Genomic DNA, 21,255 nt, shown 5'->3' with positions numbered 1-21,255 from the left:
GGGGGACGGCGTCAGGCGAGCTCAGCCACCGATTGTGCGCTGTGCGCGCCGCGGGTCCGCGCGCGCTGCACGCCCGAGACGATGGCCTTCAGCGAAGCGGAGATCACGTTCGCGTCGATGCCCACGCCGAACAGCGTCCGGGCCTCGTCCACGCGCAGTTCGAGGTACGCCACCGACTTGGCATCGGCGCCCGCGCCGATGGCGTGCTGGTGGTAGTCCATCACGCGCACGGAATGGCCGGTGGCCTTGCTCAGCGCCTGCGTGAAGGCGTCGATCGGCCCGTTGCCGCGGCCTTCGATGGAGCGGATCTCGCCGTCCCAGGGCAGGTCGCCGCGCAGCACCACCGAGGCGCTGGCGCCCTCGCCTTCTTCCTCGATCACGCGGTGCTGCAGCGAATGCGCGGCCTCAAGGCCGTATTCGCGCACGAACAGTTCCCAGAGGTCGGCGGCGGTGAGTTCCTTGCCGGCCACGTCCATCACGCGCTGCACGGTCTGCATGAACTCCATCTGCAGGCGGCGCGGCATCTCGAGACCGTACTCGCTCTCGAGCAGGTAGGCCATGCCGCCCTTGCCCGACTGACTGTTAACGCGGATCACGGCCTCGTAGCTGCGGCCCACGTCCTTCGGGTCAATGGGCAGGTAGGGCATGTCCCAGATATCGCCGTCCTTGCGTGCCGCGAAGGCCTTCTTGATCGCGTCCTGGTGCGAACCGGAGAACGAGGTGTAGACGAGGTCGCCCACATACGGGTGGCGCGGATGCACCGGGATCTGGTTGCAGTGCTCGACCGTCGCGCGGATCTCGTCGATGTTCGAGAAGTCGAGTTCGGGCGAAACGCCCTGGGTGTAGAGGTTGAGCGCGACGTTCACGAGGTCGAGATTGCCGGTGCGCTCGCCGTTGCCGAACAGGCAGCCCTCGATGCGCTCGGCGCCTGCCATCAGCGCCAGTTCGCCGGCCGCCGTGCCGGTGCCGCGGTCGTTGTGCGGGTGCACGCACAGCACGATCGAATCGCGGCGCGCGAGGTTGCGGTGCATCCACTCGATCATGTCGGCAAAGATGTTCGGCGTGGAATGCTCGACCGTGGTGGGCAGGTTGACGATGCACTTGCGCTGCGGCGTCGGCGCCCAGACTTCCGTCACCGCGTCGACCACGCGCTTGGAGAACACGACATCCGTGCCCGAGAACATTTCGGGCGAATACTGGAAGGTCCACTGCGTGCCCGGCTGCTTGGCGGCGAATTCGTTGAACATGCGCGCATGGCTGCTCGCGAGTTCGACGATCTGGTCTTCATCCATGCCGAGCACCACGCGGCGCATCACCGGCGCCACGGCGTTGTAGAGGTGGACGATGGCGCGCGGCGCGCCCTGCAGCGATTCGAAGGTGCGCGCAATGAGGTGGTCGCGCGCCTGCGTCAGCACCTGGATCGTCACGTCGTCGGGAATGCGGTCTTCCTCGATCAGCTTGCGCACGAAATCGAATTCGATCTGCGAGGCGGAGGGAAAGCCGACCTCGATTTCCTTGAAGCCGATGGCCACGAGCGTCTCGAACATCCGCATCTTGCGGGCGATGTCCATCGGCTCGACCAGCGCCTGGTTGCCATCGCGCAGGTCGGTCGACAGCCAGATCGGGGCCTTGGTCAGCACGGTATCGGGCCAGGTGCGGTCCTTGAGGCCGATTGGGGCGAATGCGCGGTATTTGGCTTGGGGTTGCTTCAGCATGTCGATTTCTCTGTGATGGTTGGAATCAACCAGCAACCCCAAAGACAAACGGCCCGTTGCTGGTGCGAACGGGCCGTGGTGAGGGATTTGCGCGTGCGCTACCGTCTCCGCCCGTGAGGGAGGGCTAGTAGGGCCAGCAGCGAAATCTTGGTCATGAGGGTTGTGAATGTAGCACAAGCCGGCTTCAGTTATGCAAGCCCCGCTCGTCGGGCTCTTCGGTCGAAGTGCTGATCACGCTCGCCTGCTGCCCCTTGGCCTTGCGCCAGGCGTAGACCACATAGCCGCTCAGGCCATAGGCCACGAACAGGCCGAAGAGCACCGTGGGCGGATGGATATTGATGACCGCGATGCCGAGCGCGATGAGCACGATCACCACGAAAGGCACGCTCTTCTTCATCTGGACGTCCTTGAAGCTGTAGAACGGCGCATTGGTGACCATCGAAAGCCCGGCATAAAGCGTGAACGCGAAGGTGATCCACGTGATCTGCGTCCAGGAGAGATACAGCACCTCGCCGCCGCGCTTGCCCCACTCGGTCATGAGCCAGATGAAGCCGGCCACCAATGCGGCCGCGGCCGGCGACGGCAGCCCCTGGAACCAGCGCTTGTCGACCACGCCGGTATTGACGTTGAAGCGCGCCAGCCGCAGCGCCGCGCAGGCGCAGTAGACGAAGGCCGCAATCCAGCCCCATCGGCCCAGGCCCTTGAGCGACCATTCGTAGGCGATGAGCGCAGGAGCGGCGCCGAACGACACCATGTCGGACAGCGAATCCATCTGCTCGCCGAACGCGCTCTGCGTGTTGGTCATGCGGGCCACCCGGCCGTCCAGGCTGTCGAGGATCATTGCAGCGAAGACGCCGAGCGCCGCAAGATCGAAGCGCGCGTTCATCGCCATCACGACCGAATAGAAACCGCCGAACAGCGCGGCGAGCGTGAACAGGTTCGGCAGTATGTAGATGCCCTTGCGGCGCTTGCGCGGCGGCACTTCGTCGGGAACCGTGTCGTCATGCATTGAATTTGCCTCCGTCCCTCGTGGGCACTGCGCGAACAGCCATCCATCCGATAGCTTCTTGATCTGTAAATCGCATGGGTTCGCAGTGTAGTTCAGGGGGATGGTTCGCCCCCTCATGAAAAAAGGCCACCCCGTCGGGTGGCCCTCGGAAAACGGGTGCCGCGGCACCCGCTTCATTGGCGGATCAGTTGCGGGTCTGGTCGACCAGCTTGTTCTTCTTGATCCACGGCATCATCGCGCGCAGCTTCTCGCCGACGACTTCGATCTGGTGCTCGGAGTTCAGGCGGCGGCGGCTGATCAGCGTGGGGGCGCCGGCAGCGTTTTCCAGCACGAAGCTCTTGGCGTATTCGCCGGTCTGGATGTCCTTGAGCACTTGCTTCATGACCTTCTTGGTCTCTTCGGTCACGATGCGTGGGCCGGTGACGTACTCGCCGTACTCGGCGTTGTTCGAGATCGAGTAGTTCATGTTGGCGATGCCGCCTTCATAGATCAGGTCGACGATCAGCTTGAGCTCGTGCAGGCATTCGAAGTACGCCATTTCGGGCGCATAGCCGGCTTCCACCAGCGTCTCGAAACCGGCCTTGATCAGCTCGACCGTGCCGCCGCACAGAACCGCTTGTTCGCCGAACAGGTCGGTCTCGGTTTCTTCGCGGAAGTTGGTCTCGATGATGCCGGCCTTGCCGCCGCCGTTGGCGGTGGCGTAGCTCAGCGCGAGGTCACGCGCCTTGCCGGTCTTGTCCTGGTGCACGGCCACGAGGTGGGGCACGCCGCCGCCTTGGGTGTAGGTGCTGCGCACCGTGTGGCCGGGGGCCTTGGGAGCGACCATCCACACGTCGAGGTCGGCGCGCGGCTGAACGAAGCCGTAGTGCACATTGAAGCCGTGCGCGAAGACCAGCGAAGCGCCTTCCTTGATGTTCGGTGCGACGTCGTTCTTGTAGACGTTGGCGATCTGCTCGTCGGGCAGCAGGATCATGACCACGTCGGCGGCCTTCACGGCGTCGGCCACTTCGGCGACCTTGAGGCCGGCCTTCTCGACCTTGGGCCACGAAGCGCCGCCCTTGCGCAGGCCGACCACGACCTTGACGCCGCTGTCGTTCAGGTTCTGCGCATGCGCATGGCCTTGCGAGCCGTAACCGATGATTGCGACCGTCTTGCCCTTGATGAGGCTGAGGTCGGCGTCCTTGTCGTAGTAAACCTTCATGATGCGTCTTTCCTATTTAATCTCTGGCACCCCCTGCGCGGAGGTGCGTTCACTCACAGTTGGCCGGAGGGATTCCGGTCCTTCATTTGCTGGTTGATGGACACGAGGTTGTCGTGAATGCGGAACAGCAGGATCAGCAATTCGCTGTAGACGCGAACCATGATCGCGCCAAAAATCAAGATGGCGAAGCCGGAAAGAATGCCTCTGAAGCCGCCGCTGAAGAGCGCGCCCACGCCGGAAATCAATACCACCAGCAACCCCAGGAAATACAGTATCCGGATGACGATCGGGGTGACCATCTTCTCGAAGCCCAGCAAGTCTTGCATTACCTTCTCCTCGTGCATTGGTTTAGAACAGTGGAACTGAGGGGATCTTCACCCCCTACACGCGCAGGATGCGCTCGCCGCGCCCGATGCCGCTGGCACCGGTGCGGACAGTCTCGAGGATAGCGCTACGGTCGATCGCTTCCAGGAAAGCGTCGTTCTTGCCGTGGTCGCCGGTGAGTTCGATGGTGTAGCTCTTGTCCGTGACGTCGATGATGCGGCCGCGGAAGATCTCGGCCATGCGCATCATTTCCTCGCGCTCCTTGCCGACTGCGCGCACCTTCACCATCATGAGTTCGCGCTCCGTGTACGCGCCTTCGGTCAAGTCGACGACCTTCACCACTTCGATCAGCCGGTTCAGATGCTTGGTGATCTGCTCGATCACGTCGTCCGAGCCGGCCGTGACGATCGTCATGCGCGAGAGGCTCGCGTCCTCGGTCGGTGCGACGGTCAGCGATTCGATGTTGTAGCCGCGGGCCGAGAACAGGCCCACCACGCGGGAAAGAGCACCCGGCTCGTTTTCCAGCAGCACTGCGATGATGTGTTTCATGTTTGCGTGACTCCTCTTTTCGCCTGCGCGGAAGCTTTCGCTTTCGCCGCCCTCCCCCGCGCACGGTAATGCGCGGGCTCGGCGGGCAATAGATTCGTCAGTAAAGAGTTGAGCGAATGTTCCGCGGATCAGAGATCTTCGGAACCCAGCAGCATTTCGGTGATGCCCATGCCGGCCTTGACCATCGGGAACACGTTCTCGGTGGGGTCGGTGCGGAAATCCATGAACACCGTGCGGTCCTTGAGCTTGCGTGCTTCGCGCAGCGCCGGCTCCACGTCCTGCGGGCGCTCGATCAGCATGCCGACGTGCCCGTAGGCCTCGGCCAGCTTCACGAAGTTGGGCAGCGCATCCATGTAGCTGTGGCTGTAGCGGCCGGAGTATTCGATCTCCTGCCACTGGCGCACCATGCCCAGGTAGCGGTTGTTGAGCGAGCAGATCTTGATCGGCGTGTTGTACTGCAGGCAGGTGGAGAGTTCCTGGATGCACATCTGCACCGAGCCTTCGCCGGTGATGGTGAACACTTCCGAATCGGGCTTCGCGAGCTTGATGCCCATGGCATACGGAATGCCCACGCCCATGGTGCCCAGGCCGCCCGAATTGATCCAGCGGCGCGGCTCGTCGAAGCGGTAGTACTGCGCGGCCCACATCTGGTGCTGGCCCACGTCCGACGTGATGTACGCGTCGGCGTCCTTGGTCATGTTCCAGAGGGTTTCGACCACGTACTGCGGCTTGATCACGTCCTTGTTGCCGCGGTCGTACTTGAGGCAGTCGCGCGAGCGCCAGGCCTCGATGGTCTTCCACCAGTCGGCCAATGCGCCGGCATCGGGCTTGGTGGTGCTCTCGCGGATCATCGAGATCAGCTCGGTGAGCACGTCCTTCACGTCGCCGACGATCGGGATGTCGACCTTCACGCGCTTGGAGATGCTCGACGGATCGATGTCGACGTGGATGATCTTGCGTTCGTTCGTCGCGAAGTGCTTGGGGTTGCCGATCACGCGGTCGTCGAAGCGCGCGCCCACGGCCAGCAGCACGTCGCAGTTCTGCATCGCGTTGTTGGCTTCGATGGTGCCGTGCATGCCCAGCATGCCCAGGAACTTGCGGTCGCTCGCCGGGTAGGCGCCCAGGCCCATCAGCGTATTGGTGACCGGGTAGCCGAGCATGTCGACCAGCGTGCGCAATTCGTTGCAGGCGTTGCCCAGCAGCACGCCGCCGCCCGTATAGATGTAGGGGCGCTTGGCGTTCAGCAGCAGCTGCAGCGCCTTGCGGATCTGGCCGCCGTGGCCCTTGCGCACCGGGTTGTACGAGCGCATCTCGACCTTGTCGGGATAGCCGGCGTAGGCCACCTTCTTGAAGGAAACGTCCTTGGGCACGTCCACCACCACCGGGCCGGGCCGGCCGCTGCGTGCGATGTGGAAGGCCTTTTTCATCGTCATGGCCAGATCCTTCGGGTCCTTGACGAGGAAGTTGTGCTTCACGATGGGGCGGGTGATGCCCACGGTGTCGCATTCCTGGAAGGCATCCAGGCCGATGGCGGCGGTGGGTACCTGGCCCGAGATGATCACCATCGGGATCGAGTCCATGTACGCCGTGGCGATGCCGGTGACGGCATTGGTGAGGCCAGGGCCCGAGGTAACCAGCGCCACGCCGACCTCGCCGGTGGCGCGCGCATAGCCGTCGGCCGCGTGGACGGCTGCCTGCTCGTGGCGTACCAGCACGTGCTGGATGGTGTCCTGCTTGTAGAACGCGTCGTAGATGTACAGAACCGCGCCGCCGGGGTAGCCCCAGATGTATTGGACGCCTTCGGCCTGCAGTGCCTTGACCAGCACTTCAGCGCCCATGAGTTCTTGCGTTGGGTTGCCGGCGCCAGAGGACGCGGCTGCCGCGGAAGCGAGTTCCGCCTTCGAGATTTCCATGATCAACCTTTGGAGTTTTTTCGGGAACGAAAAACCTTGGGTGCCCCTTGCCAGCCCTTGTGGGGCCGCGCCAGGACTTGAGGCCAAAGCCATGGGCGGACTGATGTTCCGCCGGACCTTGACCCGTTTGCCTTTTGACTTGCAGCGCGGATTATGACATTGATGGGCCCGCCGCCGCGCAAAAATCCCCGTGAAAAGGCACGGGGGCATAATCCGCGGCAGAAAAACACAAGCGCTTCCCGACATCCCCATTTCCCATGCGGCGTCCGCGGCGCCCCCTCTCGCTTGGCCACTGAACAAGAACTTTCCGACTTTCTGAAGAGCGTCGAACGGCGCGCTTTCAAGCGCTCGGTCTACCACGTGCGGGACGAGGAGGCAGCGCTCGACATCGTGCAGGACAGCATGATGAAGCTGGCGCAGCACTACGGCGACAAGCCGCCGGAAGAGCTGCCGATGCTGTTCCAGCGCATTCTTTCGAATTGCACGCTCGACTGGTTCCGCCGGCAGAAGACCCGCCGCGCCCTGTTCTCCAACCTTGGCGACTTCGAATCTGCCGGCGACGACGGCGATTTCGATCTGCTGGAGAACTTCGTCTCGCCAACCGACTCCAGAGAAACGGAGAGTGCCGAGGACACGACCCGCCGCGCCCAGATCTTCCATGAGATCGAAGAACAGATCGCGGCTTTGCCTGGTCGTCAACGCGAGGCTTTCCTGATGCGTTACTGGGAAGAAATGGATGTGGCGGAGACGGCCGCTGCAATGGGCTGCTCCGAAGGCAGCGTCAAAACCCATTGTTCGCGGGCCGTGCACGCCCTGAGCAAGGCGCTCAAAGCCAAGGGAATTTCGCTATGAACACTAAGGTTCCAACCTCTTCTTTTGCTGCCGAGGATCAATTCGGCCAGCGCGTCGCTGCGCGGCTGTCCGACGGCAGCCAGGAGCTGCCGCACGACATCGGCGAGCGGCTGCGGGTGGCGCGCGCGCAAGCCGTCGCCATGCGCAAGCAGGCGCCCCAGTTGCGGTCGGCTTCGGTGGTCATGCAGTCCGGGCATGTGGCAACGATGGGCGGTGGCTGGTGGACCCGCATCGGTTCGGTGGTGCCCCTGATTGCGCTGGTTGCAGGGCTGATCACCATCAGCGTGATGCAGGACGAGGACCGCGCCAGCGAACTGGCCGAAGTCGATTCCGCCCTGCTGACGGACGATCTTCCCCCGTCCGCCTACACCGACCCTGGTTTTGCCCAGTTTCTCAAGGCTGATGGCGCTTCCGACTGAGCCATCTTTCTGTTGAACGAATGCGACGCCCCCCCGTTTCCCGCACCGATACGCCTCGCCCGCTGCGCCCGCCCACGTCGGGCGCTGTCATTTGGGCGGGCGTCCTTGCCGCTGCGTTGTTCGGCCTGACGCTCGCCGACGCCCAGACGCATTCGGAGCCCAAATCCGCCGGCAGCGGCGCGCAGGCGGCGTCGCCGTCTTCGGCCTCGAAAACCGCCCCGGCCACCAAGCCCTACTGGAGCGAACTCACCGCGGAGCAGCAGCAGGCGCTGCGGCCGCTCGCGTCGCATTGGCACGCCCTGAATCCGGGCCACAAGCGCAAATGGCTGGCACTGTCACGCAACTACGCGAACATGTCGGCCGATGACCAAAGCACCCTGCACAGCCGAATGATCGAATGGGCGGCCCTGAGCAATCAGCAGCGGGCCCAGGCGCGCCTGAACTTCGCCGAGGTGAAGCGTGTCCCTGCCGACGAACGCAAGGCCAAGTGGGAGCAGTACCAGGCCTTGAGCGAGGACGAAAAGCGCCGACTGGCGGCTCGCGCCCCCGCCAAGCCGCGCGGCGCTGCCATTCCGGTGCGCCCCGTGCCCGCCCAGAAGCTCGTGACGGTGCCGGCCGTGACGCCGGCCGGGCAGCACACGCCGCGCATCATGCTGGCCCCGCCCGCTTCGCCGGCGGCGGCGCCTTCCGCGGCCATCATGGTGGCCTCGCCGCCGGAGCGCGTTCCGCCCGTGGTGTCCACGCCCTCCCCGTCGGGCGCATCCGGTGCGCCCGCCGCAACCTCCGCCTTGCAGCCGATTCCGGCCGAAGCGCAAGTGCCCATGCCTTCGGCTGCGGTGCAGGTTTCGCCGCCAGCATCCGCTTCCAATGCCGCGGGCCGTGCCGTCGAGCAGGCCACGCCCCCCTGATTCCCAAGGCTTCGATGGCTTCAAATTCTTCCGGCATACCGGAATCGAATCCCTCCTCTCCGCTCGCAGACAATCCCCCCAGCGCTCCTCTTCTGATAGTGCCCGGCCTGTGGCGGCGCATGGCTTGCGGGCTCTATGAGGGCATGCTGCTGTTCGCGGTGGTGTTCGTAGCAGGCTGGCTGTTCAGCACGCTCGGCCAGATGCGGGACGCCATGGATTCCCGCCGGCACCTGCTCCAGGCCTTCCTGTTCGTGGTGTTCGGCGTCTATTTCGTCTGGTTCTGGACCCGGGGCCAGACGCTGGCCATGAAGACCTGGAACATCCGCATCGTCGATGTGCACGGGCGCCCCATCACCCAGGCCCGGGCGCTCGCGCGCTACCTGCTCAGCTGGATCTGGTTTTTGCCGCCGCTGGCCGCCATCGCGCCTTTCAAGCTTTCGGGGGGAGAATCCACGGTGCTGATCTTCGGATGGGTCGCCGTCTGGGCATTGCTGGCGCGCTTTCACCCCGAGCGCCAGTTCTGGCACGACGCCTGGGCCGGTACGCGGCTCATAACCTCCAAGCCGATGAGCCGCCGATGAGTGCCCTGCCCAAGCTGCCCGACCCCGCCGTGAACCCGCAAAAGGCCCGCAAGGGCCTGGAGCGCGTATGGCATGCCACCCTGATCTCGCTGCACGGCCTTCGCGCGGGCTGGAGTGAGCCGGCGTTCCGCCAGGAAGCCATCATGGCCATCGTGATGATCCCGACGGCCTTCTGGCTCGGCCGCAGCTGGGTCGAAGTGGCCCTGCTCGCCGGCAGTGCCATCCTCGTGATGATCGTCGAGCTGCTCAATACCGCGGTCGAAGCCGCCATCGACCGCATCGGGCCCGAATGGCACGACCTCTCCAAGCGCGCCAAGGACATGGGCAGCGCCGCCGTGCTGCTGTCGCTCACCCTGTGCGGCGGCATCTGGCTGGCGGCGCTGTGGCATCGCTTCGCGTCATGAAGACGCCCGCCGCACGAGGCATGATGGCGGCATGAATCCTGAATTTTCGATCTGTGTATATTGCGGCTCGCGCCCCGGCGAGCGAGTCGAGTTTTCCAGGGCCGCGCAAGCGGTCGGCCAGTGGATCGGCCAGCACGGCGGCCAGCTGGTCTACGGCGGTGGACGCACCGGCCTCATGGGCACGGTGGCCGAAGCCACCCGCAACGCCGGCGGCCGCGTGGTCGGCATCATTCCCAAGGCGCTGGTCGACCGGGAGCTGGCCAACCCCCTGTGCGACGAGCTCCATGTGGTCGACACCATGCACGAACGCAAGGCCATGATGGGTGAGCGCGCCGATGCCTTCGTCGCGCTGCCGGGCGGCATCGGCACCTTCGAGGAACTGTTCGAGATCTGGACCTGGCGCCAGCTCGGCTACCACGACAAGCCCACCGGCATTCTCAATACCGCGGGCTACTACGACGGTTTGCTGGGATTCCTGGCGCACAGCGTGCGCGAGGGCTTCATGGGCGATTGGCAGATGGAACTGATCCGCACCGGCACCAACCCCACCGAACTGCTCAGCTCGCTGCGCGCCGAAGTGCCCCTGCACCCCCGAGACGACCGCCTGGCCGAAAACCTGTAGCGCGCCTCCTGGACCGAGCCGTTTTCAGACGGCGTTCTCGTTTTCCTCGCCGGTGCGGATGCGCACGATGCGCTCCACGCCGGTGACGAAGATCTTGCCGTCGCCGATCTTGCCGGTGCGCGCGGAATTGACGATGGCTTCGATACAGCGCTCCACGTCGCCTTCGTTGACGACCACTTCCACCTTCATCTTCGGCAGGAAGTCGACCACGTATTCCGCACCACGATAGAGCTCGGTGTGCCCCTTCTGGCGCCCGAAGCCCTTGACCTCGGTCACTGTGAGCCCGGTAACGCCCACCTCAGCCAGGGCTTCGCGTACGTCCTCGAGCTTGAAGGGTTTGACGATGGCGGTGATCTGCTTCATGGTTTTTGCGCTCCGGCGGTTTCGTTGAACTTGCTGGTGATAGGGTAACGCCAATCCTTGCCGAAACTCCGGTGGGTCACCCGAATGCCCACAGGCGCCTGGCGCCGCTTGTATTCGTTGAGCTTGATGAGCCGCGCAACCCGCTCGACCACCGCGCGCTCGTAGCCGGCGGCGATGATCTCGTCGATGCCCTCGTCGTCCTGCATGTAGCGTGCCAGGATGCCGTCGAGGATGTCGTAGGGCGGCAGGCTGTCCTGGTCGGTCTGGTCGGGCCGCAGCTCGGCGCTCGGGGGCCGCGTGATGATGCGGTCGGGAATCGGCGAGGCGCCGGTGCCGTACGGGTCGTGGGCATTGCGCCAGCGGGCCAGCGCGAAGACGGTGGTCTTCAGCAGGTCCTTGATGACCGCGAAGCCGCCCGCCATGTCGCCATAGAGCGTGCAGTAGCCGGTAGCCATCTCGCTCTTGTTGCCGGTGGTGAGAACGATCGAGCCGAACTTGTTCGACAGCGCCATCAAAAGCGTGCCGCGGATGCGGGCCTGGAGGTTCTCCTCGGCCGTGTCTTCGGGCAGGCCCTTGAACTCATCAGCGAGTGCGCCCTTGAACGACTCGAAGGTGTGCTTGATCGAGATCTCATCGTAGCGCACGCCCAGGCGCGTGGCCATCTCGCGCGCGTCGATCCAGCTGATGTCGGCGGTGTAGGGCGAAGGCATCATGACGGCACGCACCTTGTCCTTGCCGAGCGCATCGACCGCGACGGCAAGCACCAATGCGGAATCGATACCGCCCGAGAGCCCCAGGATGGCGCCGGGAAAGCCGTTCTTGCCGATGTAGTCGCGCACGCCCAATACCAGTGCATCCCACAGCTGGGCTTCCGCTTCGCGCGGCGCAGCGATGGCCGAAGGCGCCGCCACCACACCCACGCCCTGGGGCGAGCGCTCCAGCTGCATGAAGACCAGGCTCTCCTTGAAACTCTCGGCCTGCATGGCCAGCTCGCCGTCGGCCTGCAGCGCAAAGGAGGCGCCGTCGAAGACCACTTCGTCCTGCCCACCCACCAGATGCGCGTAGGCCAGCGGCAGCCCGACGGCGCGGGCGCGATCGGCCATCCGCGCCACGCGCTCGCCCTCCTTGCCGACGTGGTACGGCGAAGCGTTGATGACGGCCAGCACTTCGGCGCCCGCAGCGCGGGCCAGTTCGGCCGGCTCGTCGAACCAGGCGTCCTCGCAGATCAGCACGCCCACCGAGACGCCGCCGGCCTCGAACACGCAGGTGCCCTGCCCCGGCGTGAAGTAGCGGCGCTCGTCGAACACCTGGTAGTTCGGCAGTTCGCGCTTGGCGTAGGTCTCGAGGATGCGGCCTTCCTTGATGACGCTGGCGGCGTTGTAGCGCATCTGCACCGCCACGGAGCGGCTGCGCAGGCTGCCGCCCGTCGGATGCCCCACCACCACGACCATGTCTTTGAGATCGGCGAGTGCGGCGGCAATGCCTTTCACGGCATCATCGCAGGCTTCGGTGAAGGCGGGACGCAGGAAAAGGTCCTCCGCCGCATAGCCGGCGATCGAGAGTTCGGGCGTCAGCAGAAGACGCGCGCCTTGGGCGTGGGCCTGGCGCGCGGCATCGACGATTTTTTTCGCGTTGCCGGCGAGGTCGCCCACCACAAAATTGAGTTGCGCGATGGCGAGCTTGAGCGTCATACGGAAGGAAGAAAAAGGCTTGAACGATTATGTCATCCGGGTGGTGGCGTCGGTGTCGGACCTGGACCCGAAAGCATGGAACGCCCTCCTCTCAGCCGAGGCGCAGCCCTCGCCCTTCATGCGCCATGAATATCTTTCGGCGCTGCACGACAGCGGCAGCGCCTCGCCCGAAAGCGGCTGGATGCCGCAGTTCATCACCCTGTGGCGCGGCGACGAACTGCGGGCGGCCTGCCCGGCCTACATCAAGACCCACTCCTATGGCGAGTATGTCTTCGACTGGGCCTGGGCCAATGCCTACGAGCAGCACGGGCTTGCCTACTATCCCAAGGCGGTGGTGGCCGTGCCTTTCACGCCGGTGCCCGGCGCACGCCTGCTGGCGCGCGATGCGCAAGACCGCACGCTGCTGGTGCAGGCGCTGGTGGCCTGGTGCAGGAAGGAAGAACTCTCGTCGCTGCATCTGCTGTTCGGCGCGGAGGCGGACATCGCCGCCTGCACCGAAGCGGGCCTGATGCTGCGCAACACGGTGCAGTTCCACTGGACGAATGCCGCCCCGGGAGAGTCGGGCGAAACAGCCGGCTACGCGGACTTCGAGGCCTTTCTCGCCAGCCTGTCCCACGACAAGCGCAAGAAGATCCGCCAGGAGCGCCGCAAGGTGGCCGAAGCCGGCGTGACCTTTCGCTGGTCGCGCGGCGCCCACATCGCCCGCGCGGACTGGGACTTCTTCTATCGCTGCTATGCGCGCACCTATCGCGAGCATGGCAACCCGCCCTACCTCTCGCGCGACTTCTTCCAGCGCATGGCCGACACCATGCCCGAAGCCTGGCTGCTGTTCGTCGCCGAGCGCGAGGGAAAGCCGATTGCCGCGAGCCTGATCGCGCTGTCCACGCACGGGGAGGACGCGCTGGTGGCCTACGGCCGCTACTGGGGCGCCGTGGAGCGCGTCGACTGCCTGCATTTCGAGGCCTGTTACTACCAGCCGCTGGCCTGGTGCATTGCGCATGGCGCCAGGCGCTTCGAAGGGGGCGCGCAGGGCGAGCACAAGATGGCGCGCGCATTGATGCCGGTAAAGACCACCAGCGCCCACTGGCTCGCGCACCCCGGCTTCGCCGACGCGGTCGAGCGCTTTCTCGAGCGCGAGGGCGAAGGCATCGAGAACTACATGGACCACCTGGGCGAACGCAGCCCGTTCAAGGCCGGCTGAGGCGCTGCGGATTGCGGCCGTTCGCTGCAATCGGGGGCTGCTATAAACGCGCCCCGATACAACAACAGAAAGAAACCAATGCCGTTCGTCGGACTGGGGCTGCACATCCTCATTGCGCTGTTCTTCGCCGTGCATGCAATGCGCCATGGCAAGCAGATGTACTGGCTCATCATTCTTTTCAGCTTCCCCCTGCTGGGCAGCATCGTGTACTTTGTGGTCGAGTACCTGCCTGCTTCCCGCATGCAGCGTACCGCCGGCAAGGTGGCAAGCGCAGCCATCGGCCTCATCGACCCCGAGCGCGAGTACCGCGCGGCCACCGAGGCCTACGATCTGGCCCCCACTGCCCAGAACAAGCTGCGCCTCGCCAAGGCCGCGCTCGGCAGGGGCCAGGCTGGCGATGCGGTCGGACACTATCGCGACGCCCTGAAGGGCCCGCTCGCATCCGATCCCGAGTTGCAATTTGGCTTGTCCAGCGCACTGCTGGCCGCGGGCGGCGCGGCTTCAGGCCGCGAAGCGCTGCAGGCGCTCCAAGCCCTGCGCGCCTCGCGCGACGACTACCGCCGGGACGAAGTCGCCGTGCTCACCGCCCGCGCGCTCGCTGCCGATGGGCGCCATGCAGAGGCACGCGAGGCCTTCGAGGCTGCGTTGAGCCAGTACAACACGGTCGAGGCCCGCGCCCGCTACATTGCCTGGCTGGCCGAACAAGGCGACGCCACCGGCGCACAGCGCCAATGGAGCGAACTCCAGCAGGCCGCGCGCCACTGGAACTCGCACGCCCGCTCCGTCAATCGCGAGTGGATGCGGCTGGCCGGCGACGCGGCCCAGCGCTGAGGCAGCCGATTACTTCTTGTAGGCAGCGATGCCGTCGACGACTTCCTTCTTGGCCGCGTCGATGCCTTCCCAGCCCAGCACCTTGACCCACTTGCCGGCTTCCAGGTCCTTGTAGTGCTCGAAGAAGTGGCTGATGGCCTTCAGGCGCATCGGGTTCACGTCGTCGACCGACTTCCAGTGGCTGTAGATCGGCAGCACCTTGTCGGTGGGCACGGCCAGCACCTTGCCGTCCACGCCGGCTTCGTCTTCCATCATCAGGATGCCGAGCGGGCGGCACGGCACCACGACGCCGGGCAAGAGCGGGTACGGCGCGATCACCAGCACGTCAACCGGGTCGCCATCGCCGGAGAGGGTCTGCGGCACGTAGCCGTAGTTGGCCGGGTAGTACATCGCGGTCGTCATGAAGCGGTCCACGAAGATCGCGCCCGATTCCTTGTCGACTTCGTACTTGATCGGGTCGGCGTTCATCGGGATTTCGATCACGACGTTGAAGGCGTCGGGGATGTTCTTGCCGGGGGAGACTTTGTCGAAGGACATGACGTTTTCGAGTAGTTGAAAGTATGAGGAGGAGATGGGGACAAACCCGGAGTTTACTTTCCGTGTCGCGGCCCGGTCGCACACGTTTTGGTTTTTGCCTGTAAATTGCACCCGTTGGCCAATCGGCTCCGCACCTTGGTGCTGCGAGCTTCGAGGAAGCAACGCGACGGAAAACCTGGGTCCCGTACGCGTTGCGCGCAGGACCCATGCTGTCCGTCTCCACTAGTCACAACGAACGAATGGAGAAGCAAAGCATGATCGGCAACACCCCCCTGATACTCGCCATCGTCTGCGGCCTCGTGGCCGTCGGCTACGGTTTCTGGGCCCGAAGTTGGATTCTCGCCAAGGATCCCGGCAACGCGCGGATGCAGGAGATCGCGGCCGCCATCCAGGCCGGCGCGTCGGCCTACCTCGCCAAGCAGTACACCACCATCGCGGTGGTCGGCGTGGTCCTGGCCATCCTCATCGGCATCTTTCTGGATGCGACCACGGCCATCGGCTTCGTGGTGGGCGCGGTGCTTTCGGGCGCCTGCGGCTTCATCGGCATGAACGTGTCGGTGCGCGCCAACGTGCGCACCGCGCAGGCGGCCACGCAAGGCATCGGCCCGGCGCTCGACGTCGCGTTCCGCGGCGGCGCCATCACGGGCATGCTGGTGGTGGGACTGGGGTTGCTGGGCGTCTCGGTCTTCTACTGGTTCCTGGCGGGCAACGGCAACCTCACGCCGGACCGCAGCCTCTCGGCCATCCTCAATCCGCTGATCGGCTTCGCCTTCGGCTCCTCGCTGATCTCGATCTTCGCGCGGCTGGGCGGCGGCATCTTCACCAAGGGCGCCGACGTGGGCGCCGACCTGGTGGGCAAGGTCGAGGCCGGCATTCCGGAAGACGACCCGCGCAACCCGGCCGTCATTGCGGACAACGTGGGCGACAACGTCGGCGACTGCGCCGGCATGGCGGCCGACCTGTTCGAAACCTATGCCGTCACGCTGATCGCCACCATGGTGCTGGGCGCGCTGATGGTCACGGCAGCGCCGCTCAATGCGGTGCTCTATCCGCTGGCACTGGGCGGCGTGTCGATCATCGCGTCGATCATCGGCTGCTTCTTCGTCAAGGCATCGCCGGGCATGACCAACGTGATGCCGGCGCTCTACAAAGGCCTGGCGGTCGCGGGCATCCTCTCTTTGATCGCGTTCTGGTTCGTCACGAGCTGGCTCATTCCCGACAACGCCATTGCCCCGAGCGGCAGCCAGCTCAAGCTGTTCGGCGCCTGCTTCGTGGGCCTGGCGCTGACCGCCGCGCTGGTATGGATCACCGAGTACTACACCGGCACGCAGTACAAGCCGGTGCAGCACATCGCGCAGGCCTCGACCACGGGCCACGGCACCAACATCATCGCGGGCCTGGGCGTCTCGATGCGCTCGACGGCATGGCCGGTGATCTGCGTCTGCGTGGCCATCATGGCCTCGTATGCGCTCGCCGGGCTGTTCGGCATTGCGGTGGCCGCGACGGCCATGCTCAGCATGGCGGGCATCGTGGTGGCGCTCGATGCCTACGGCCCCATCACCGACAACGCCGGCGGCATCGCCGAGATGAGCGAACTGCCCGACAGCGTGCGCGCCGTGACCGACCCGCTCGACGCGGTCGGCAACACGACCAAGGCCGTGACCAAAGGCTACGCGATCGGCTCGGCCGGCCTCGCCTCGCTGGTGCTCTTTGCCGACTACACCCACAAGCTGGAGAGCTTCGGGCTGAACATCAGCTTCAACCTGAGCGACCCGATGGTGATCGTCGGCCTGTTCATCGGCGGGCTGATTCCCTACCTGTTCGGCGCCATGGCCATGGAGGCCGTGGGCCGCGCGGCCGGTGCGGTGGTCGAGGAGGTGCGCCGGCAGTTCCGCGAGATCCCCGGCATCATGGAAGGCACCGGCAAGCCCGAATACGGCAAGGCCGTAGGCATGCTGACCGGCGCGGCCATCAAGGAGATGATGATCCCCTCGCTGCTGCCGGTGGTGGTGCCGATCCTGGTGGGGCTGGTGCTGGGGCCGAAGGCGCTCGGCGGCCTGCTGATGGGCACCATCGTCACGGGCCTGTTCGTCGCCATTTCGATGTGCACGGGCGGCGGCGCGTGGGACAACGCCAAGAAGTACATCGAGGACGGCCACCACGGCGGCAAGGGCTCCGAGGCGCACAAGGCCGCCGTCACCGGCGACACCGTGGGCGACCCCTACAAGGACACGGCCGGCCCGGCGGTGAATCCGCTCATCAAGATCATCAACATCGTGGCGCTGCTGATCGTGCCGCTGGTGGTCAAGTTCCATGCCGGCGATGCGGCCGCGGCCGTGCCGCACAAGGTCGAGACGCCGCCGGCAGCGACTGCGCCGGCCGCCGCTGCCCCGCCCTCTGCGCCCGCAGCGCCGGCGGCAGCGGTGGCCTCCGGCGCCGTGGCAGCCGCCGACGCCGCGGCCGTGAAGGTCGAGAACGGCGTGGTGAAGTTCTACTTCGAGAGCGGCAAGGCCGAGCTCGCGCCCAATGCCAAGGAGGCGCTGGCCGACGTCATCAGGGCCGTGCAGAGCGGCAGCGTCCTGCTTGTGAGCGGCTACCACGATGCAAGTGGCGATCCGGCCAAGAACGCCGAGCTCGCCAAGCAGCGCGCCATGGCCGTGGGCGATGCGCTGAAGGCCGCCGGCGCCCCTGCGGACAAGATCGAGCTTGCCAAGCCCGAGCAGACCCAGGCGGACGGGCCCGCGAGCGAAGCCCGCCGCGTCGAAGTGAAGGTCAAGGCCTGATGCCCTCCGCAGAAAGACTCGAGGCCTTTATTGCCGCCGTGGAAAGCGGCGCGCACGCCCGAGCCATCGAGAACTACTACACCGAGGACGCGACCATGCGCGAGAACCAGGCCGAGCCCCGGCGCGGCCGCAGCGCGCTGGTTGCGCGCGAGCAGGCGACGCTGGACCGCACCGCCTCGGTGGTTTCGACCTGCGTACGGCCGGTGTTCGTGAACGGCGAACACGTGGTGATCCGCTGGGTCTTCGATTTCCGCTTCAAGGACGGCAAGGCCATGCGCATGGAAGAGCTCGCCTGGCAGCGCTGGGAGGGCGAGCGCATTGCGCAGGAAGAGTTCTTCTACGACCCGGCGCAGGCCAGGCCCGCCTGACGCTCTCGCTATCTGGCGCTCTCGGCCGCCACCGCGCGCACCAGGCGCGTGGCCGGCGCCACCAACTGGCCGAGTTCACCGACCCGGTCCTGCTCGATGGCCTGGAGCACCAGTTCGTTGATGCCGCCCACCACGGTCATCGCCAATTCGCTCGTCAGGTGCCCCACCGGGCCGCTGTTCGCGCCGCCGCCGTTGATGGCCGCCTGGATGAAGCCGGCGATTTCGCCGTTCACCCGGCGCCGCGCCGCCAGCCCCGGCATGCCCAGGCCGAGGATCTCGACGAACAGCGTGCGCAGCAGCGCCGGGTCCTGCGCGAGGTAGTCGAAATACGCGGTGATCGTCCGCTCCACCTGCGCATGCCAGGGTTGCGCCGGATCGAAGGCCTCGCTCACGGCGCGCAGCGCCAGCTTGCTGGCCGCCTCGTACAGCGCAATCAGGCACTCCGACTTGGTCGTGAAGTGCTCGTAGAAGGTGCGGCGCGAAACAGCGGCCTCGCGCACGATGTCGGCGATGGTGGTGTCCGCGTAGCCCTTCGCGGCCACGGCGCGCGCCATGCCTTCCAGCAACCGGGCGTAGTGCTCAGGGGCCGGTTCTGCAGAGGGGGCGGCAAGGGCTGGTTTTTCGGTCGCGATGCTCATGGAAAAGACATTGTCCTCCGCATTGGTACTTGACGGTACCAGCCGTGGGGCGCACCATGCCGGAAATTGGTACGAACATGTACCACATTGCATTTTCCAAGGAAAATCCGCCATGACCGATCTTGTGGTGCGCCGCCTTCTGATCGACCTGCAGACCCCATTCGACCGCAACTGGTGCGGCGGCGACGCATTCTCCACCGCCTTTTTCAATGCGCTGTCGATGAGCTTCCCGTTCGGCGAGCAGTTCTTCATCGATGCCGTGCGCGACGCGGCGGCCACGCTGCCGGCGCAAACGCAGGAAGCGCTTCGTGCCGACGTGCGCGGCTTCATCGGCCAGGAGGCCACGCACCGGCGCATTCATTCGCTTTTCAACACCCACCTGCAGGATCAGGGCCTGGTGGACGGCTGGACGCTCCGCGCCGCCGGGCGCATGCAGTTGCTGGAGGGTGCCGATCCGCGCCATGCGCTGGCGGCCACCGCGGCCACCGAACACTTCACTGCCATGTTCGCCGAATGGCTGCTCGCCCATCCCCAAGTGCTCGACGGCGCCGAGCCGCGGCTGCGCACCATGTGGCTCTGGCACAGCGCCGAAGAACTGGAGCACAAGGCGGTCGCCTTCGATATTTACAGGGCTGCGCAAGGGTCCGACGCCTGGCGCAAGCGCTGGTTCCGGCGCGTGACCCTGATGTTCCTGGGCGACCTGATGCGCCAGACCGCCGACAACCTGCGCCGCGAAGGCCAGCTGTGGACATGGGCGACCTGGAAGAGCGCCGCGCGCATCCTGCTTGGCAGAGGCGGCCTGTTCAGCAGCAACTGGCGGGCCTGGCGCAGCTACTTTCGCGCCGATTTCCACCCGGCGCAGCAGGACAGCAGCCTGTCGGCACGCTGGCTCGAGAACAACCGCGCGCAATACACGCCTGTGGGCGCGGCGGCCGAGGCTCTTCAGTAGAAACTGGCCCGGTGGGTGGGAGGAGTGGCGGCGGCCCGCTGTTCGGGGCGCATGGCCAGGTCGTGCAGGGTGTCGAAGTCCGAAGGGGCATCCGGAACGCGCATCACGGTTTCCTGTTCGGTCAGCGAAGCCACCCACAGGCCCGCGGCCGACTCGGCGGGCTCGTCGTTGGCAAAGGTGCCGTCGCGGATGTAGAGGGTTTCGCCATCGGGGCGTTCGGCGTGCAATTCGATCAGGCGCGAAATCGAAAAGTTGTAGGTCACCAGCTTTTCGCGCGTATTGCGGTCCTTGCCGCCGCAATTGAACGAGCCTTCTGCCGCAATGACGATGCAGGAGCCCTCCACGCCCTCGTCGACGTGGCTCCCGGTACGCCAGATGGCATTGGGGAGCCGCGCGCGCACCTTGTCGATCACCAGGTCGCGCTGCTTGTTGAGGCTGCCCAGCGGTGGAACCAGCGAGCGCAATTGGCGCAGGCGCTCCGCAAAGATGTTGTCCATGAGGAATTCCACATGGTGCGTCGCACTGCCGGAGGAACGCTTGACCACCTGCATGACCACGTGGCGCGACTTGTTCATTGCAGATTCCTTCCGCAAATCGCCCGGCCTCGGGCGTTATTGCATATACACAAAATCATTTGCCATCGACTACAAATTAGAACTTTTGACTGATGCAATAAATGCATCAATTGTGTCCAACTGTATATCGATTGCAGGGGATTTGGAAAGAAAATCTGCAATGCGCGCGCTCGGGCATGTCGCCAAGGCGTCGCCCGGCCCTGCTAGGCCGGCGAATCCGGTTTATTCAAGGGATTCGTCGAGCGCCTTGCACGAGGGTGCGCAAACGGTTTGCGACTTGCCCAGCACCTGGCGGGTGCGCAATTGCGACCGCACACGGTGCTTTCCGCACATGAAGCAGGACATGGTCGCCCCGCTGAACGACGCCGAAGCGCGGAACGGAGAGCCCGGCGCCTTCGATTTGTAACGCAGGCCATCGGCCACGACGGCGGTCTTGACCTCAGCTTTGGCCATCGGCTTTGTCCTTTTTCGGTTCAGTGTTGCGCATGGCGCGTGCAATGGCTTCTCTCGCGCTGACTTCGGCTGCAAGCGCCGTGTCGAGCGCCGAGCGGCAGAGGCCGGCATGTTGGTAATTGAGGTTTTCGTAGACCTCGGCGGCAGCAGGATAGGCGTCGAGCAGACGGCCGAGGTCGGCGCCCGGTTCGACGTCGTTGAATTCGTGCACCAAGTGTTCTACCACCGAGCGGTATTGCTCGGCGCCTACGGGGACGGCACTGTGCTCAAGCCGCTCAAGCAGTTGAGCCAGCACGTGGGTCACTGCCAGATCGGTCTTGGGAGACGGATTATGGGTCGTGTTCATGGATTGCATCTGGGGGCAGCATA

Annotated in this window: 24 protein-coding genes; 11 read left to right on the top strand and 13 right to left on the bottom strand. The window is 65.3% G+C overall.

The window, feature by feature from the left end; genetic code table 11:
- Positions 1–11 precede the first annotated feature (11 nt).
- The 6 genes from leuA to FB547_RS15570 form a co-directional block, all read right to left on the bottom strand.
- Positions 12–1,715 (bottom strand): 2-isopropylmalate synthase, encoded by a 1,704-nt coding sequence (gene leuA / locus FB547_RS15595; protein WP_145743650.1) that lies wholly within the window; start codon positions 1,713–1,715, stop codon positions 12–14.
- Between the two features lie 184 nt (positions 1,716–1,899).
- Complete coding sequence (gene pssA / locus FB547_RS15590) at positions 1,900–2,724, bottom strand: CDP-diacylglycerol--serine O-phosphatidyltransferase (protein WP_021007106.1); 825 nt, start codon at positions 2,722–2,724, stop codon at positions 1,900–1,902.
- Positions 2,725–2,908: 184 nt separating this feature from the next.
- Entirely contained in the window at positions 2,909–3,925 is a 1,017-nt protein-coding gene (gene ilvC, locus FB547_RS15585) for a ketol-acid reductoisomerase (protein WP_093019123.1), read from the bottom strand.
- Positions 3,926–3,978: 53 nt separating this feature from the next.
- Positions 3,979–4,251: a DUF4282 domain-containing protein gene (locus FB547_RS15580; protein WP_145743648.1), complete on the bottom strand. Its 273-nt coding sequence runs from the start codon at positions 4,249–4,251 to the stop codon at positions 3,979–3,981.
- A 55-nt stretch (positions 4,252–4,306) separates the two neighbouring features.
- Positions 4,307–4,798, bottom strand: a complete 492-nt coding sequence (gene ilvN / locus FB547_RS15575) for an acetolactate synthase small subunit (protein ID WP_012747479.1) — start codon at positions 4,796–4,798, stop codon at positions 4,307–4,309.
- A gap of 128 nt (positions 4,799–4,926) precedes the next feature.
- Positions 4,927–6,711 carry an acetolactate synthase 3 catalytic subunit gene (locus FB547_RS15570; protein WP_145743647.1) on the bottom strand — a complete coding sequence of 595 codons (1,785 nt, stop codon included), beginning with the start codon at positions 6,709–6,711 and terminating at the stop codon, positions 4,927–4,929.
- A gap of 285 nt (positions 6,712–6,996) precedes the next feature.
- Between FB547_RS15570 and FB547_RS15565 the strand changes: the two genes are divergently transcribed.
- The 6 genes from FB547_RS15565 to FB547_RS15540 all read left to right on the top strand — a co-directional run bounded on the left by FB547_RS15565 (position 6,997) and on the right by FB547_RS15540 (position 10,497).
- Positions 6,997–7,563 (top strand): RNA polymerase sigma factor, encoded by a 567-nt coding sequence (locus tag FB547_RS15565; RefSeq protein ID WP_012747477.1) that lies wholly within the window; start codon positions 6,997–6,999, stop codon positions 7,561–7,563.
- Positions 7,560–7,982 (top strand): DUF3619 family protein, encoded by a 423-nt coding sequence (locus FB547_RS15560; RefSeq protein ID WP_145743645.1) that lies wholly within the window; start codon positions 7,560–7,562, stop codon positions 7,980–7,982. Before FB547_RS15565 ends, FB547_RS15560 begins: the two co-directional genes overlap by 4 nt.
- A 20-nt stretch (positions 7,983–8,002) precedes the next feature.
- On the top strand, positions 8,003–8,890 hold the full coding sequence (locus tag FB547_RS15555) for a DUF3106 domain-containing protein (RefSeq protein ID WP_145743643.1): 888 nt from the start codon (positions 8,003–8,005) through the stop codon (positions 8,888–8,890).
- A 119-nt stretch (positions 8,891–9,009) separates the two neighbouring features.
- A complete protein-coding gene (locus tag FB547_RS15550) occupies positions 9,010–9,471 on the top strand; it encodes an RDD family protein (RefSeq protein ID WP_410000803.1) in 462 nt (153 codons plus the stop codon).
- Complete coding sequence (locus tag FB547_RS15545) at positions 9,468–9,875, top strand: diacylglycerol kinase (RefSeq protein ID WP_145743639.1); 408 nt, start codon at positions 9,468–9,470, stop codon at positions 9,873–9,875. Before FB547_RS15550 ends, FB547_RS15545 begins: the two co-directional genes overlap by 4 nt.
- Positions 9,876–9,906: 31 nt before the next feature.
- Positions 9,907–10,497 (top strand): TIGR00730 family Rossman fold protein, encoded by a 591-nt coding sequence (locus tag FB547_RS15540; protein ID WP_145743637.1) that lies wholly within the window; start codon positions 9,907–9,909, stop codon positions 10,495–10,497.
- Between the two features lie 24 nt (positions 10,498–10,521).
- Here FB547_RS15540 and FB547_RS15535 read toward each other — a convergent pair whose 3' ends face one another.
- A complete protein-coding gene (locus FB547_RS15535; RefSeq protein ID WP_012747471.1) occupies positions 10,522–10,860 on the bottom strand; it encodes a P-II family nitrogen regulator in 339 nt (112 codons plus the stop codon).
- Positions 10,857–12,551, bottom strand: coding sequence for an NAD+ synthase (locus FB547_RS15530; protein ID WP_145743636.1), 1,695 nt, complete (start codon positions 12,549–12,551; stop codon positions 10,857–10,859). The genes FB547_RS15535 and FB547_RS15530 overlap by 4 nt, the downstream gene beginning before the upstream one ends.
- Before the next feature lie 19 nt (positions 12,552–12,570).
- On the opposite strand from FB547_RS15530, the gene FB547_RS15525 reads away from it, so the two are divergent.
- Both FB547_RS15525 and FB547_RS15520 read left to right on the top strand, forming a co-directional pair.
- Complete coding sequence (locus tag FB547_RS15525; RefSeq protein WP_145743634.1) at positions 12,571–13,752, top strand: GNAT family N-acetyltransferase; 1,182 nt, start codon at positions 12,571–12,573, stop codon at positions 13,750–13,752.
- A 78-nt stretch (positions 13,753–13,830) separates the two neighbouring features.
- A complete protein-coding gene (locus FB547_RS15520) occupies positions 13,831–14,583 on the top strand; it encodes a hypothetical protein (protein ID WP_145743632.1) in 753 nt (250 codons plus the stop codon).
- Between the two features lie 9 nt (positions 14,584–14,592).
- Here FB547_RS15520 and ppa read toward each other — a convergent pair whose 3' ends face one another.
- Complete coding sequence (gene ppa, locus FB547_RS15515) at positions 14,593–15,120, bottom strand: inorganic diphosphatase (RefSeq protein WP_021007095.1); 528 nt, start codon at positions 15,118–15,120, stop codon at positions 14,593–14,595.
- Between the two features lie 254 nt (positions 15,121–15,374).
- Between ppa and FB547_RS15510 the strand changes: the two genes are divergently transcribed.
- Positions 15,375–17,903, top strand: coding sequence for a sodium-translocating pyrophosphatase (locus FB547_RS15510; protein ID WP_145743630.1), 2,529 nt, complete (start codon positions 15,375–15,377; stop codon positions 17,901–17,903).
- The gene (locus FB547_RS15505) at positions 17,903–18,271 is read left to right on the top strand and encodes a nuclear transport factor 2 family protein (RefSeq protein WP_145743628.1); all 369 of its coding nucleotides are present in this window, start codon (positions 17,903–17,905) and stop codon (positions 18,269–18,271) included. Before FB547_RS15510 ends, FB547_RS15505 begins: the two co-directional genes overlap by 1 nt.
- Positions 18,272–18,279: 8 nt before the next feature.
- On the opposite strand, the gene FB547_RS15500 is transcribed toward FB547_RS15505, so the two are convergent.
- Positions 18,280–18,909, bottom strand: a complete 630-nt coding sequence (locus FB547_RS15500) for a TetR/AcrR family transcriptional regulator (RefSeq protein ID WP_145743626.1) — start codon at positions 18,907–18,909, stop codon at positions 18,280–18,282.
- A gap of 112 nt (positions 18,910–19,021) precedes the next feature.
- Between FB547_RS15500 and FB547_RS15495 the strand changes: the two genes are divergently transcribed.
- On the top strand, positions 19,022–19,858 hold the full coding sequence (locus tag FB547_RS15495) for a metal-dependent hydrolase (protein ID WP_145743624.1): 837 nt from the start codon (positions 19,022–19,024) through the stop codon (positions 19,856–19,858).
- On the opposite strand, the gene FB547_RS15490 is transcribed toward FB547_RS15495, so the two are convergent.
- The 3 genes from FB547_RS15490 to FB547_RS15480 all read right to left on the bottom strand — a co-directional run bounded on the left by FB547_RS15490 (position 19,852) and on the right by FB547_RS15480 (position 21,241).
- Positions 19,852–20,433, bottom strand: coding sequence for a hypothetical protein (locus tag FB547_RS15490; protein WP_145743622.1), 582 nt, complete (start codon positions 20,431–20,433; stop codon positions 19,852–19,854). The genes FB547_RS15495 and FB547_RS15490 overlap by 7 nt on opposite strands.
- Before the next feature lie 222 nt (positions 20,434–20,655).
- Positions 20,656–20,886, bottom strand: coding sequence for a hypothetical protein (locus tag FB547_RS15485; protein ID WP_012747462.1), 231 nt, complete (start codon positions 20,884–20,886; stop codon positions 20,656–20,658).
- Positions 20,873–21,241: a hypothetical protein gene (locus FB547_RS15480; RefSeq protein ID WP_145743620.1), complete on the bottom strand. Its 369-nt coding sequence runs from the start codon at positions 21,239–21,241 to the stop codon at positions 20,873–20,875. The genes FB547_RS15485 and FB547_RS15480 overlap by 14 nt, the downstream gene beginning before the upstream one ends.
- Positions 21,242–21,255: the final 14 nt, after the last annotated feature.

The sequence above is a fragment of the Variovorax beijingensis genome (assembly GCF_007828835.1).
In the GTDB taxonomy this organism is placed as follows: Bacteria; Pseudomonadota; Gammaproteobacteria; order Burkholderiales; family Burkholderiaceae_C; genus Variovorax; species Variovorax beijingensis_A.
This window is presented reverse-complemented; position numbering and strand designations above follow the sequence as displayed.